General features: G+C 71.1%; 13 protein-coding genes. 5 read left to right on the top strand and 8 right to left on the bottom strand.

Features of this window, described 5'->3' with window-relative positions; genetic code table 11:
* Positions 1-84: 84 nt before the first annotated feature.
* On the top strand, positions 85-567 hold the full coding sequence (locus ACWC5O_RS17565) for a VOC family protein (protein ID WP_450587554.1): 483 nt from the start codon (positions 85-87) through the stop codon (positions 565-567).
* Positions 568-591: 24 nt separating this feature from the next.
* On the opposite strand, the gene ACWC5O_RS17560 is transcribed toward ACWC5O_RS17565, so the two are convergent.
* The 5 genes from ACWC5O_RS17560 to ACWC5O_RS17540 form a co-directional block, all read right to left on the bottom strand.
* A complete protein-coding gene (locus ACWC5O_RS17560; protein ID WP_450587552.1) occupies positions 592-1,482 on the bottom strand; it encodes an aminoglycoside phosphotransferase family protein in 891 nt (296 codons plus the stop codon).
* Between the two features lie 100 nt (positions 1,483-1,582).
* Entirely contained in the window at positions 1,583-2,467 is an 885-nt protein-coding gene (locus tag ACWC5O_RS17555; RefSeq protein ID WP_450587550.1) for a geranyl diphosphate 2-C-methyltransferase, read from the bottom strand.
* 51 nt (positions 2,468-2,518) lie between these two features.
* A complete protein-coding gene (locus ACWC5O_RS17550; RefSeq protein ID WP_450587548.1) occupies positions 2,519-3,571 on the bottom strand; it encodes a family 2 encapsulin nanocompartment cargo protein terpene cyclase in 1,053 nt (350 codons plus the stop codon).
* A 16-nt stretch (positions 3,572-3,587) separates the two neighbouring features.
* Positions 3,588-5,030: a family 2B encapsulin nanocompartment shell protein gene (locus ACWC5O_RS17545; RefSeq protein ID WP_450587546.1), complete on the bottom strand. Its 1,443-nt coding sequence runs from the start codon at positions 5,028-5,030 to the stop codon at positions 3,588-3,590.
* A 231-nt stretch (positions 5,031-5,261) separates the two neighbouring features.
* Entirely contained in the window at positions 5,262-6,299 is a 1,038-nt protein-coding gene (locus tag ACWC5O_RS17540) for a zinc-binding alcohol dehydrogenase family protein (RefSeq protein WP_450587544.1), read from the bottom strand.
* A gap of 147 nt (positions 6,300-6,446) precedes the next feature.
* Between ACWC5O_RS17540 and ACWC5O_RS17535 the strand changes: the two genes are divergently transcribed.
* Positions 6,447-7,241, top strand: coding sequence for a VOC family protein (locus tag ACWC5O_RS17535; protein ID WP_450587542.1), 795 nt, complete (start codon positions 6,447-6,449; stop codon positions 7,239-7,241).
* Positions 7,242-7,275: 34 nt separating this feature from the next.
* Positions 7,276-7,968, top strand: a complete 693-nt coding sequence (locus ACWC5O_RS17530; RefSeq protein ID WP_450587540.1) for a ribonuclease H family protein — start codon at positions 7,276-7,278, stop codon at positions 7,966-7,968.
* Here the strand turns inward: ACWC5O_RS17530 and melC2 are convergent, their stop codons facing one another.
* Both melC2 and melC1 read right to left on the bottom strand, forming a co-directional pair.
* The gene (melC2, locus tag ACWC5O_RS17525) at positions 7,969-8,790 is read right to left on the bottom strand and encodes a tyrosinase MelC2 (protein WP_450587538.1); all 822 of its coding nucleotides are present in this window, start codon (positions 8,788-8,790) and stop codon (positions 7,969-7,971) included.
* A 34-nt stretch (positions 8,791-8,824) separates the two neighbouring features.
* Entirely contained in the window at positions 8,825-9,199 is a 375-nt protein-coding gene (melC1, locus tag ACWC5O_RS17520; protein WP_450587537.1) for an apotyrosinase chaperone MelC1, read from the bottom strand.
* Between the two features lie 486 nt (positions 9,200-9,685).
* Here melC1 and ACWC5O_RS17515 point away from each other — a divergent pair, with 486 nt between their 5' ends.
* Both ACWC5O_RS17515 and ACWC5O_RS17510 read left to right on the top strand, forming a co-directional pair.
* Entirely contained in the window at positions 9,686-11,179 is a 1,494-nt protein-coding gene (locus ACWC5O_RS17515; RefSeq protein ID WP_450587535.1) for an MFS transporter, read from the top strand.
* Positions 11,176-11,781, top strand: coding sequence for a TetR/AcrR family transcriptional regulator (locus ACWC5O_RS17510; RefSeq protein ID WP_450587533.1), 606 nt, complete (start codon positions 11,176-11,178; stop codon positions 11,779-11,781). The genes ACWC5O_RS17515 and ACWC5O_RS17510 overlap by 4 nt, the downstream gene beginning before the upstream one ends.
* A 1-nt stretch (position 11,782) precedes the next feature.
* On the opposite strand, the gene ACWC5O_RS17505 is transcribed toward ACWC5O_RS17510, so the two are convergent.
* A complete protein-coding gene (locus tag ACWC5O_RS17505; protein WP_450587532.1) occupies positions 11,783-12,682 on the bottom strand; it encodes a LysR substrate-binding domain-containing protein in 900 nt (299 codons plus the stop codon).
* Between the last annotated feature and the right edge of the window lie 18 nt (positions 12,683-12,700).

Raw genomic sequence — 12,700 nt, 5'->3', positions numbered from 1 at the left:
AAGCCGGTCGGTGGCCGGCCGATGAGTTTCGGGGTGTGGACCGGTCGATACACATGACTGTGTTCCACGCTCCAGGAGGTGCGCATGACCACCGACGGATTCACCACGTGTCTCTGGTTCGACGGCCAGGCCGAGGAGGCCGCCGACTACTACGTGTCGATCTTCAAGAACTCCAGCGTCGGCCGCGTCGGCCGCTTCACCGAGGCTGGTCCCGGACCGGCCGGTTCCGTGGTGGCCGTGGAGTTCACGGCCAACGGCCACAAGTTCGTCGCGCTCAACGGCGGCCCCCAGTTCAAGTTCAACGAGGCGATCTCGTTCCAGATCTTCTGCTCCGACCAGCAGGAGATCGACTACTACTGGAGCCGGCTCACCGAGAACGGTGGCGAGGGCGGGCCCTGCGGCTGGCTCAAGGACCGCTACGGCGTCTCCTGGCAGGTCGTCCCGGACCGGCTGATCGACATGATCGGCGACCCGGACCCGGAGAAGGCGACCCGCACCAGCCGCGCCATGCTGAGCATGGGCAAGCTCGACATCGCGGAGCTGGACAAGGCGTACGCGGGCGAATAGGCCGTCCCACGGCGGGCTGGGCCGCTATCCGGCCTCGGCGAGGATCTCGGCGATCACATGCCGGGAGTTCTCCGCGAGCGCCGGGTTGGTGTGCCAGTAGTACGGCAGCTGGATCAGCGAGATCGACAGCGCCCAGCCCCGCCCGCGCGCCCACTCGGCGTCGTCGGCACCCACGGTCTTGCGAAAGGTGTCGCGGGCGGTCGCGGGCAGCAGGTTCCAGGCCACGATCAGGTCCACGGCGGGATCGCCGACACCGGCACAGCCGAAGTCGATCACCGCGCTCAGCCGTCCGCCCGCCACCAGGACGTTCCCGGGGGACAGATCGCCGTGCATCCAGGCCGGCGGCCCGTCGTGTGCCGGGGCGGCCAGCGCACGCTCCCACAGGGAAGTCACCCTGTCCGTGTCGATCCTGCCGGTGAGCTGCTCAAGGGCCGCACGGGTCGGCTCGTCGCGGGTCGCCAGCGGGACGCCCCGGTGGGCGGGCGGCCCTTCCTCCAGGTCGGTCCGGCGCAGCGCGGCCACGAACGCCCCGAGATCCTCGGCCAGCCGCTCGGGCGCCTCGACGGCCCCCGCGACCGGGTTGCGCCCGTCCAGCCAGCGGTACACCGACCAGGGCCACGGAAAGCCCTCGTCAGGCTCGCCGAGCCCCACCGGCTCGGGCGTGGCCACCGGAACGCGCGACCCGAGGACGGGAAGCCAGCGCTGCTCGTGCGCCACGTCGGCCACGGCGCCGGGATACCGGGGCAGCCGCACCACCAGCTCCGTCCCGAGGCGGAGCATCGCGTTGTCGGTACCGGAGGACTCCAGACGCCGTACGGGCAGCGACGCCCAGGCAGGGAACTGCCGGACGATCAACTGCCGGACCAGCGCAGCGTCGATCTCGACCTCGTCCTCGCGCATCTTCATCGCACACATGGGCCCCCATCCAACGACCCGGAACGCCCCCTGTCGACCGAAATACCAAGGGGGGCGGCGTCGTCGGACACCGCCCCCCTTGCCCGTGGGCCTGCTGCGATCAGACCCGGTCGGCCACGATCAGCAGGTACTGGAAGCTGCCGTTGCGGTATGCGGACAGGAAGCTGTCCTCGATGCCCGTGACCAGGTGGTCCGCCTCCTTGCGCAGTTCCCAGTAAGGGATGGTGGCCTGCGTCAGATCCTCCACGTGCACCGGCACCAGCCGGTTGCGGGCCATCGCGCGGAAGTACTCCGACCTCGGGTGGATGTCGCAGATGTAGTGCGCGTTGATCAGGGACACCTCGCGCGAGGCCTGCCCGTAGGTGTCGTTGTAGCAGCCGGTGATCACCACGTACCGTCCGCCGCGGCGCAGCAGCCGGGCGTGCTCGGCGAACAGCAGGTCCAGCTCGACGTACATGGTGGACTCGTTGTTCCACGACGCGGCGTACGTGCCCGACTCGAAGCCGGTGTCGAGCATGTTGCGGTGGTGGTAGCGCACCTTGCCGTCGATGCCCCGCTTGCGGGCCATCTCGTTGGCGAAGTCGGCCTGCTTGGCGGAGATCGTGACACCGTCGGAGTGGCAGCCGTGGCGCAGGTTGGCCACGACGCTGCCGCCGCCCCGGCCGCAGCCGGCGTCGAAGACGCGGTCGGCGGGGGTGAGCGGGCCGAGGTGGCCGGCCAGCAGCTCGGCCTGGGCGTGCTCCAGACGGTGCAGTTCGCCGGTGACCCGCTTCTTGCGCAGGTCCGGGTCGGGCTCGTCGAGTACCGACCAGTCGGCGTCCCCGATGCCGTAGTGGTGGTGGTACAGGTCGTCGATCTTTCCGAGTTCGAGGTTGACCGGGTTCTCCTCGGCGTTCCAGTAGTCCGCGACGCGGGTCTGGTACGTGGACTGGGTCGGCACCGGAGCTGACGTGGGGGTCTTCCGGGCGACAGGGGCGGTGGTCAACAGTTACTCCTCGAAGTGCGTCTGACGGTGTTTCAGAGAGCTTTGTGGGGGTTACCAGTAGTCGGGCAGGTGGTAGCGGCTGGTGTTGGTGGAGTGCCACTCGTGGTTGCCGGCGACCCAGGCGGACAGCCCCTGGGCGTAGCGCTCGACGAGGGGCGAGGCGGCGGACAGGAGGGCGGACTCCGCCTCGAAGGCCTCCATGATCCGGTTGTGGATCTCGACGGACTTCAGGTAGGCCGCCTTCAGGCCGCGCCGGTCGTTGGCGGCGACCACCTGGGGCAGATTGAGGTGGTCCGGATCGCTCGCCAGCTCCTTGGTGAAGGAGTACAGGTCGTTGACGATCGTGGTGGCGTTGCACGCGAGGGCGGTGATCCGCTGGATCTCGGGCCGGGCGTAGACCTGCTCGGGCAGTTCGTAGCCGTCCACCGCGTCGACGAGCGACAGACAGGGGCGGAAGTTGTTGAACTGCCGCATCACCAGGTACTCCCAGACCCGCGGCACGTACTTGGCCTCCATCCAGGCGGCCTCGCCCAGGTAGCCCAAGTGCAGCCGGGCCATGTCGTGCACGAACCGGTCGGTCTGGCTGGGCGTGGCGATGGCCGCGTAGTCCGCGAGGGCGAAGTGGTACGAGCGCAGCGGACCGTCGGCCCGGATGCCCTCGCGCCACTCCTCCTCCAACTCCGGGATGCCGTGGAAGGGGTCGAGCGCCGACTGGGCGATGATCAGCGGGCCGCCCAGACCGCGCCGCGATCCGCCCCGGCCCTCGTCCTCCTCGCAGTAGCAGGAGTCGACGATGTTCTCGGCGAGCAGCAGCTTGCCCGCGGCGGTGAGGCGGTCCAGGTCGAGGGCGCCCGGATGCTGGAGTACGACGGCCCGGCCGAACTGGAAGTCCGAGAAGTCCCCGGTCCAGGCCTCGGGAAACAGATCCAGCTCACGGGCCCAGGCCTCGAGCCGGCGGTCGATCTCGGCGGCCTTCTCCGGATCGGCGGGAACGGCGGGCTGGTGGTGCAGTCCGGGGATCACCCCGGTGCGCCGCGGCCGGCGCATGCTCTGGGCGATGTTCGGCGGCCCGGGGAGTGCGTAGGAGTGGGCGGGTGTGCTCATGGCGTGCTCCAGGCCGTCAGTCGGCGGTCCGGCCGAGCTGGACGTTCTCCAGGATCCCCGCGGCGTCGGGGACCAGGATGGCCAGCGAGTAGTAGGCGGTGACGAGGTAGTTGATGATCGCGGCGGTGTCGATACCCATGAAGCGGACGTTCAGGCCCGGCTGGAACTCCTCCGGGATTCCGGTCTGGTAGAGGCCGATGACGCCCTGGTCGGCCTCGCCGGTGCGCAGCGCGATGATGCTGCTGGTGTGGTCGTCGCTGATCGGGATCTTGCTGCACGGATAGATCGGGACACCGCGCCAGGCCGGGATCTCGTGCCCGTCGATGTTCGTGGAACCGGGCATCAGACCGCGCCGGTTGCACTGTCGGAAGAAGGCCGCGATCGCCTTCGGATGGGCCAGGAACACCTTGGTCTTGCGGCGCATGGAGAGCAGCTCGTCCATGTCGTCGGGCGTCGGCGGCCCGGTGAACGCGCTGATCCGCTGGCCGTAGTCGATGTTGTGCAGCAGCCCGAACTCCCGGTTGTTGACCAGTTCCCACTCCTGGCGCTCACGGATCTCCTCGACCGTGAGGCGCAGCTGCTGCTGGGTCTGGTCCATCGGGCTGTTGTAGAGGTCGGCGACCCTGGTGTGCACCCGCAGCACGGTCTGGGTGAGCGACAACTCGTATTCGCGGGGGGCGAGTTCGTAGTCCACGAAGCCGCCGGGGAGGGTCTGCTCGCCGACGTGGCCGGCCTGCACCGGGACCTCCGCCTCGCCCTTGCGGTTCATCGGCTTGCTCTGCCGCTCCACGTACGCGTGGAGATGGGCGGCCAGGGACGGCACCCGCTCGGTGAACTCCCGGACGACACCCCAGGGCAGCGCCAGCACGACGCCCGCCGTCTCCGCCCGCACCGAGGTGAGCCAGAGCGGGTCGCACTGGCCGACCGCCTCGTCGCCCAGCTGGTCGCCGTCGGTGACGACCCCGACGATCTCCTCCTCGCCGTACTTGCCGGCTGCGAACCGGGTGAACCGGCCGTGCACCACCAGATACGCCTCCGTGACCGGCTGCCCGGCCTCGAACAGCAGCTGGCCCGGGCGCACCTCCCGGGACTGGAAGCGGGTGGCCATGTCCCGCAGCACGTCCAGGTCGGGGTAGCCGCGCAGGATCGGCAGTTCGGTCAGCGTCTCGGGGATCACCCGGATGTCGTCGGCGCCGTTCTGCTCGAAGTGCACGCGCCCGCGCCCGGTACGCAGCTGCAGACGGCGGTTGACCCGGTACGTGCCCCCCTTGACGTCCACCCACGGCAGGGTCTTCAGCAGCCATCGCGAGGTGATGGCCTGCATCTGCGGTTCGGACTTGGTCGTGGTGGCGAGGTTGCGGGCCGCCCGCGTGCTCAGGCTGGTGAGCTGCCCGTCGGTCAGGGGCCCGGGATCGGGTTCGTCGACTGCGGAACCGGTGGCGATGTCCGGAGTGGACACATTCCCTCCTGCGGAGAGGCGAACGGGGGTGATGGGGATGGGTCGGTGGTGCGCGGGGTGCCGGTGCGCTCCGACCAGCCAAACAGGACGCGTGATCTTCGGGTACAGCGTGAAAGGGGCGCTTTTGATCAACAAGGGGTGCAAACCCGCCGTCGAGAACGTGGGCGGGCGGCGTTCGTGATCATGCGCCGGAACCCTGCACCCGCACGCGGTGAATCCTTGCGTTTACGCTCAGGAGAGGTCGTTCACCAGCACCGCCGCCCCGTCGAAGCGGCCGGCCTTGAGGTCCTTCAGGGCCTGTGGCGCCCGCGACAGCGGGTACGTGTGTGTCGTCGCGCGGACCCCGTGCAGCGCGGCCTTCTCCAGGAACTCGCGGCCGTCCGCGCGTGTGTTGGAGGTGACGCTGCGCAGTTCCTTCTCGTAGAAGAGGTCGGTCTCGTAGTGCAGCGGCGGTACGTCGCTGAGGTGGATGCCCGCCACGGACAGGATCCCGCCCCGGTCGAGCGCCCGCAGCGCGACCGGGACCAGGTCGCCGACCGGGGCGAACAGGATCGCGCTGTCCAGGGGTTCGGGCGGCACGTCGTAGGCGTCGCGTGCCGAGGCGGCGCCCAGCTCGAGGGCCAGCTGCCGGGCGGCCGCACCGCGCGTCAGGACGTGCACGGTGGCGCCCTCGGCGACCGCCACCTGCGCGCACAGGTGGGCACTGCCCCCGAACCCGTACAGCCCGAGCCGGCCGCGCGGCGGCAGCGAGGCGCGTCGCAGCGCGCGGTAGCCGATGATCCCGGCGCACAGCAGCGGCGCCAGTGCCACGTCGTCCAGCGCGTCCGGCAGCCGGTAGGCGAAGTCGGCCGGCACGGTCGTGTACTCGGCGTAACCGCCGTCGGCGTCCCACCCCGTGTACCGGGACCGCGGGCACAGGTTCTCGGCGCCCCGCAGGCAGTACGCGCACGCGCCGTCGGTGTGCCGCAGCCAGGCCACGCCCACCCGGTCGCCCACGGCGAAACCCTCGACGCCCGCACCGAACCCGGCGACCACGCCCACCACCTCGTGCCCGGGGGTCACCCCGGGTCGGCGCACCGGCAGGTCCCCCTCGGTGACGTGCAGATCGGTGCGGCACACTCCGCAGACGCGCACATGGACCAGGAGCTCGTCGTCCCCGGGCACGGGCACCGGCCGCTCGACGAGCCGGAGGGGATCCTCCTCCACCGGCCCGGGCCGCGTCACCGACCACGCCCGTGTCGTCCCTGCCGTCGCCATCAACTCCGACATGCCGCGCCCCGTCCCGTCGAAGCCCGCCGTCTCCTTCGTCCCCCTCGTCCAGTGTCGGGCAGTTTCACCTGTTCGGCGCGCGGGCCGACCGAGGGATGGCTAGCGTGAGAATCCGGACAATCCGTCTCACCGGAGAGGGTCCCGACCATGGCCGTGCAACCTGAAGGAACGCCCTGTTGGGCCGACGCGATGTTCAGCGACGTCGAGGGCGCCAAGAGCTTCTACGGCGAGGTCCTCGGCTGGACTTTCGGCGAGGCGTCGTCGGAGTACGGCAACTACACACAGGCCTATGCGAACGGCAAGGCGGTGGCCGCCGTCGTACCGCCGATGCCCGGTCAGGAGGGGCAGTCGCAGTGGTGTCTGTACTTCGCGTCGCCGGACGCCGCCGCCACCGCGGCCAAGATCCGCGAGAACGGTGGCGAGGTGCTGATGGAGCCGATGCAGGTCGGCGAGTTCGGCACGATGTGCCTGGCCCTTGAGCCCAGCGGTGCCGTGTTCGGCGTGTGGCAGGCGGGCGTCCACGAGGGCTTCGAGGCGACGGCGGTGCCCGGCGCCTACAGCTGGGCCGAGGTCTTCACCCGCGAGCCCGACAGGACGGACACGTTCCTCACGGCCGTCTTCCCTTACGCGGCGAAGCAGTTGGAGGACGACGGGGTCGACTTCCGTGTCTTCAACCTCGGCGACGACACGGTCCTGGGCCGGATGCGGATGACCGACGAGTTCCCGCCCGAGATCCCGTCGTACATCAACGTGTACTTCGGCGTCGACGACTGCGACGCGGCCGTGGCCCGGGCCACCAAGCTCGGCGGTGTTCTGCGCTTCGGGCCCATGAGCAGCCCCTTCGGCCGGTTCGCGGCGCTCAGCGATCCGCAGGGCGCGAACTTCTCCGTGATCGACGCCACGACCACCGAGGGCGACAGGCCCAGCTTCCAGGACGTCTGACCAGGCCCGGAGCGGTGGCCGGCGCGGCCATGGCATGATCGACCGTATGCGTGAACGTGTGGTGGCCGCGTGCGACGGGGCTTCGAAGGGAAACCCCGGACCGGCCGGATGGGCATGGGTGGTCTCGGACGACGAGCGGACCCCCGCCCGCTGGGAGGCGGGCCCGCTCGGCCGGGCCACGAACAACGTCGCCGAACTGACCGCGCTGGAGCGCCTGCTGGCGGCCGTCGACCCGGACGTGGCGCTGGAGATCCGCATGGACTCCCAGTACGCGATGAAGGCGGTCACCACCTGGCTGCCCGGCTGGAAGCGCAACGGCTGGAAGACGGCCGCTGGCAAGCCGGTCGCCAACCAGGAGCTGGTGGTCCGCATCGACGAGCTGCTCGACGGCCGCTCCGTCGAGTTCCGCTACGTCCCCGCCCACCAGGTCGACGGCGACCCGCTGAACGACTTCGCCGACCGCGCTGCCAGCCAGGCCGCCTCCGTCCAGGAAGAGGCCGGCAGCGCCCTCGGCTCCCCGGAGCCGCCGCCGTCGCCCGACACGCCCAAGGCGGCCGTCCCGCGCCGCAAGGCGCCCCGCCGGACCGGCGCGGCAGCGTCCTCGCGCACGATCAAGGCGAAGTTCCCCGGCCGCTGCCTGTGCGGCCGCGGCTACGCGGCCGGCGAGTCCATCGCCAAGAACGCGCAGGGCTGGGGCCACCCGGAGTGCCGGACCGCCGAGGCCTGATCAGCTGTCGAAGGTGTAGAACTTCGTGTGGTCCAGCAGGTCCGACGGCCGCACGTTGTTCCACGGCTTCATCGTGTCGTTCAGGTCGACGACGTCGGGCGTCCCACCGGTCGGCACGTAACCGGCGTCCGGGTGCCGGCGCTGCCACTCGGCCCACAGCTTGTCGACGTAGGCGTGGTGCAGCCAGAACACCGGGTCGTTGGGGGAGACCCCGGTGGCCATCTGCCCGCCGACCCACACATGGACCCGGTTGTGCAGATTGACCCCGCGCCAGCCCTCGAGGTTGTTGCGGAAGCCGTCGGAGGAACTGTTGTACGGTGCCATGTCGTACGTCGACATGGCCAGCACGGACTCCACCTCCGCGCGCGTCGGCAGCTCGCGCACGCCCGTACCGAGCGAGCGGCGCAGGAACGTACGGCCGTCCACGCGGACGCTTAGCGGCCAGTTGCCGGTGGACCCGGCGAACGGGCCGTCCATCACCCGGCCGTCGCTGCTGCGCCCGGTACCGCCGAGGAAGTCCGGCGCCCACAGCGAGGCGCGCACCGTGCGGTCGGTGCTCCAGTCCCAGTACGGCAGGGCCACGGAGGAGTCGACCGCCTGCAGCGCCTGCTCGAAGTCGAGCAGGAATCTGCGGTGCCAGGGCAGGAAGGACGGGGAGCGGTGGCCGGTCCGCTCGCCGCCGTCGGTGTCGGACATGATGAAGCCGTTGTGCGTGCGGACGAACTCGTCGTAGCGCCCGTTGCGCTTGAGTTCGAGGACGGCGCCTACGAACCGGCGCTTCTCGTCGGCGGTCAGAGTGGCCTGGTTCTTGCGAACGGTCATGTGCGTGGTGCTCCGGATGTCCTTGCGGGGGCGGTCAGTTGGCGGGGAACGGCAGCAGCGGGGCGCCCTGCAGCTCGTCCACCGCGGCACGGGCGGCGGCGCGCGGCGTGGGCACCGGGTCGTAGTGGCTGACGACGCTGATCCAGCTGCCGTCCGCGTTCCGCATCATGTGCAGCTCCACCCCGTCGACGAACACGGAGTAACCACCGCCGTGTTCGTGGTGGTGACCGCCCATGCTGGACGGACGGCCCTGTATCCGGCGGCCCTTGTAGACCTCGTCGAAGGAATCCGGTGCGCCGTGCGTGTGTTCGGCGGCCGACGCGCCGGGTGCGACGAGCGTGACCGCCGAGGCCGTGGCGGCCAGGGCGGCCGCCGCGGTGAGCGCGCGGCGCCGGGTGATTTCGGGCATGCGTGTCCTCCTGTGGGGGAGTTCGAGTGGTGACTCCGCATGCCTACCGGGCCGTCCCGGAGGGGAAGAAATCGCCCGGAACCGGTTGGCTGTGATCCGGACAATTAACCACATGTCGTAGAAGATTGAATCAAGATGATCTTGCTGCGCCGATGGGCTCTTCTGTCGCGGAACGGGGAATTCCTTGCCGAGGCACCCAGGAATCCGGTGATCCTTCTCGTCCGCCATGCGCCCGAGTGGTGCGGGTCACCGCGCCAGACTGGCGCGATCCGGAAGCCGGGCCGCACCTCTGCGGCTCTGCTGCCCTGCGGTGCCCTTCGGTCACGATGGGTCATCGTCAGGGGCGTATGCGTGAAGGTCGTCCGCCCGGTGGGGCGCCTGACGGGCGGGCGGAGTGCGGGGTCAAAATCTTGGGTGAATGGCCATTCACTCGCTAAGGTGAATTGCTATTCACCGAGCAGTCCGAGACGTTCACCAGGAGCGCCCATGGGCCACCCTGCCCCGATACCTCAGCCGCCCGGCACGTCCACCGCGGTGCCCCGGCTGCGGGACCGCCTCACCATCCCGGTGCTCGCGTCGGGCGGCATCCTCATGGCCGTCATGCAGACCGTGGTCGTACCGCTTCTGCCCGACCTGCCACGGCTGACCCACGCCTCGGCGGCCACCGTCTCCTGGATGGTCACCGCGACCCTGCTGTCCGGGGCGGTGCTCACCCCCGTGCTCGGCCGGGCCGGCGACATGTACGGCAAGCGCCGGGTGCTCACCGCCGCGCTCGGCCTGATGACCGCCGGCTCGGTGATGTGCGCCTTGTCCTCCGACATCGGCGTGCTCATCACGGCCCGCGCCCTCCAGGGCGCCGCCGCCTCCGTCGTCCCGCTCTCGATCAGCATCCTGCGCGACGAACTCCCGCCGGAGCGCCGGGGCTCGGCGGTGGCGCTGATGAGCTCCACGGTCGGCATCGGCGCCGCCCTAGGCCTGCCGCTCGCCGCGCTGGTCGTCCAGTACGCCGACTGGCACACCATGTTCTGGCTGACCAGCGCCCTGGGCGCACTCGGTGTGGCGGCCACCTGGTGGGCGGTCAGGGAGTCGCCGGTGCGCGAACCCGGCCGCTTCGACGTCCTCGGCGCGCTGGGCCTGGCCGCCGGACTGGTGTGCCTGCTGCTGGGCGTCTCCCAGGGCGGCCAGTGGGGCTGGGACAGCCCCCGGATCCTCGGGCTGTTCGTCGCGGCCGCCGCCGTCCTCACCCTGTGGTGGTGGCAACAGCTGCGCGCCGAGCGGCCCCTGGTCGACCTGCGCCTGGTCACCCGGCCGCGGGTGGGCCTGTCCCATGTGGCGGCCCTGCTGACCGGCTTCGCCTTCTACGCCAACTCGCTCGTGACCGCCCAGCTGGTGCAGGCCCCGAAGGCCACCGGCTACGGCCTCGGGCTGTCCATCGTCGCCACCGGCCTGTGCCTGCTGCCCGGCGGCGTCACCATGCTGCTCTTCTCGCCCCTGTCCGCCCGCATCTCCGCCGCGCGCGGCCCGCGCGTCACCCTCGCCCTCGGCGCCGCCGTCATCGCCTGCGGCTACGCGGTCCGCATCGCCGACAGCCGCGACCTGTGGATGATCATCCTCGGTGCCACGGTGGTGGCGACCGGCACCACCCTCGCCTACTCCGCACTCCCGACCCTGATCCTGCGGGCCGTCCCGGCCACCCAGACCGCCTCCGCCAACGGCGTCAACGTCCTCATGCGCACCATCGGCCAAGCCGTCTCCAGTGCCGCCGTCGCCGCCGTCCTCGTCCACCACAGCAGCCCCGTCGGCGGCGTTCCGGTGCCCACACTGCACGGCTATCTGCTGGCGTTCGCGATGGCCGGCGCCATCGCCCTCGCCGCCTGCGCCGCGGCCCTGTCCATCCCGGGCGACGGGCCCTGCGGCGACACCCGGCGCGCCGGAGGAGCAGCCCGGGGCACGCGAGACGAGGCGATGGAGGGAGCATGAGTGCCGTGAGCACTCCATCCGGCCCCCGAGCGCCCGCCCCCGAAGCCCCCGCACGTCGCGACGCCGAGGCCACCAAGGCGGTCATCCTCAAGGCCGCCCGTTACCTGCTGGCCCGGCGCGCGCACGCCGACATCACCCTGAAGGCCGTCGCCGAACGGGCCGGTGTCAGCCCGCCGTTGATCCTGAAGTACTTCGGCAACAAGGACGCCCTCTTCGCCCGGGTCATGTCCTTCGACACCGACGCGGACGACCTGCTCGACGCGCCTCTGGCGGAGCTGGGCCGCCACATGGTCCGCCATGTGCTGGCCAGCCAGCGCGAGCGCGGTGCCGACCCGCTGGTGCGCATCGCCTTCGCGCCCCTGCAGGGCGACCACGGCGAGATCCTGCGCGCGAACTTCCGCTCCCAGGTGACCGAACGCCTCGCCGCCCGGCTCACCGGCCCCGACGCCGGTCTGCGCGCCGAACTCGCCGTCGCCGGCCTCCTCGGGCTCGGCGCGATGTACGGCATCGCACGCGGTCCGCACCTGCGCGAGACCGACATCGACGTCATCGCCGACCGCTACGGCCCCCTCGTACAGGAACAGCTGACGCCCGGCACCTGAGTCACTCGACGGCCTGGGGGCCGGTCAGCAGCGCCTCAGCGCACCTGCGGAACGCCGCGAGCAGGCGGCCGTTGTCGCCCGCGCGGGTCGCCAGCGCGACATGGCTCGGTTCGACGCCGTGCAGCGGGATCGAGGTGAGGCCGGGGCGGATGCGGATGCCGGGGACGCCCGCCGCGATCGCCACCGCCTGCCCGGAGGCGACGAGTTCGAACTTGTCCTCGATGTCGTCGATGTAAGGGCCGTCCGGGGCCGGGCTGCCGTCGGGCCGGGGGTCGATGCGCCAGAACGCGTCCCAGAGCCGGTCCGGCACCCGGGGGAGCGGCTCGTCCGCGATGTCGTCCACGGTGACCGACTCCTTGCCCGCCAGCCGGTGGTCGAGTGGGACGACCAGGACGCGCGGTTCGTCGTAGAGGACCGTCACCCGCAGGCCCTCGGTGACGAACGGCAGCCGGGCCACGAGCGCGTCCACGCGGTGGCCGAGCAGCGCGTCCCGCGCCTCGTTCCAGCGCAGATGCGCGGTCCGCACATCGGCCTCGGGGAACCTGCGCCGCAGGTCGCGCACCGCCGGGGTGACGAAGACGCCGGTGGTGAAGCCGACGGTGATCCGGCTGGGCTCGGCGGCGGCCCGGGCGACGGCGGCGGCCTGGGCCGCGGCGCGCAACAGCGCCCTGGCACGCGGCAGGAAGGCCTCTCCGGCCTCGGTGAGCCGGGTGCCCTGCGGGCTGCGGTCGAACAGCCGGGCACCCAACTGCTGCTCCAGCCGCTGCACTTGACGGCTCAGGGACGGCTGGGCGATGTGCAGGGCGGTCGCGGCGCGGCCGAAGTGCCGGTGCTCGGCGACGACCGTGAAGTACCGCACCAGCCGAAGGTCGAGGTCCACGTGGGCGGCCGAGTCGGTCATGCCTCAAGCGTACTGCCG

Source organism: Streptomyces sp. NPDC001450, assembly GCF_053597295.1.
This window is presented reverse-complemented; position numbering and strand designations above follow the sequence as displayed.

Coding starts and splice junctions, on each gene's coding strand:
- ACWC5O_RS17505 (WP_450587532.1), bottom strand. CDS start 12,682: ATGACCGACTCGGCCGCCCACGTGGACCTCGACCTTCGGCTGGTGCGG.
- ACWC5O_RS17565 (WP_450587554.1), top strand. CDS start 85: ATGACCACCGACGGATTCACCACGTGTCTCTGGTTCGACGGCCAGGCC.
- melC1 (WP_450587537.1), bottom strand. CDS start 9,199: ATGCCCGAAATCACCCGGCGCCGCGCGCTCACCGCGGCGGCCGCCCTG.
- ACWC5O_RS17550 (WP_450587548.1), bottom strand. CDS start 3,571: ATGAGCACACCCGCCCACTCCTACGCACTCCCCGGGCCGCCGAACATC.
- ACWC5O_RS17560 (WP_450587552.1), bottom strand. CDS start 1,482: ATGTGTGCGATGAAGATGCGCGAGGACGAGGTCGAGATCGACGCTGCG.
- ACWC5O_RS17535 (WP_450587542.1), top strand. CDS start 6,447: ATGGCCGTGCAACCTGAAGGAACGCCCTGTTGGGCCGACGCGATGTTC.
- ACWC5O_RS17530 (WP_450587540.1), top strand. CDS start 7,276: ATGATCGACCGTATGCGTGAACGTGTGGTGGCCGCGTGCGACGGGGCT.
- ACWC5O_RS17540 (WP_450587544.1), bottom strand. CDS start 6,299: ATGTCGGAGTTGATGGCGACGGCAGGGACGACACGGGCGTGGTCGGTG.
- ACWC5O_RS17510 (WP_450587533.1), top strand. CDS start 11,176: ATGAGTGCCGTGAGCACTCCATCCGGCCCCCGAGCGCCCGCCCCCGAA.
- melC2 (WP_450587538.1), bottom strand. CDS start 8,790: ATGACCGTTCGCAAGAACCAGGCCACTCTGACCGCCGACGAGAAGCGC.
- ACWC5O_RS17515 (WP_450587535.1), top strand. CDS start 9,686: ATGGGCCACCCTGCCCCGATACCTCAGCCGCCCGGCACGTCCACCGCG.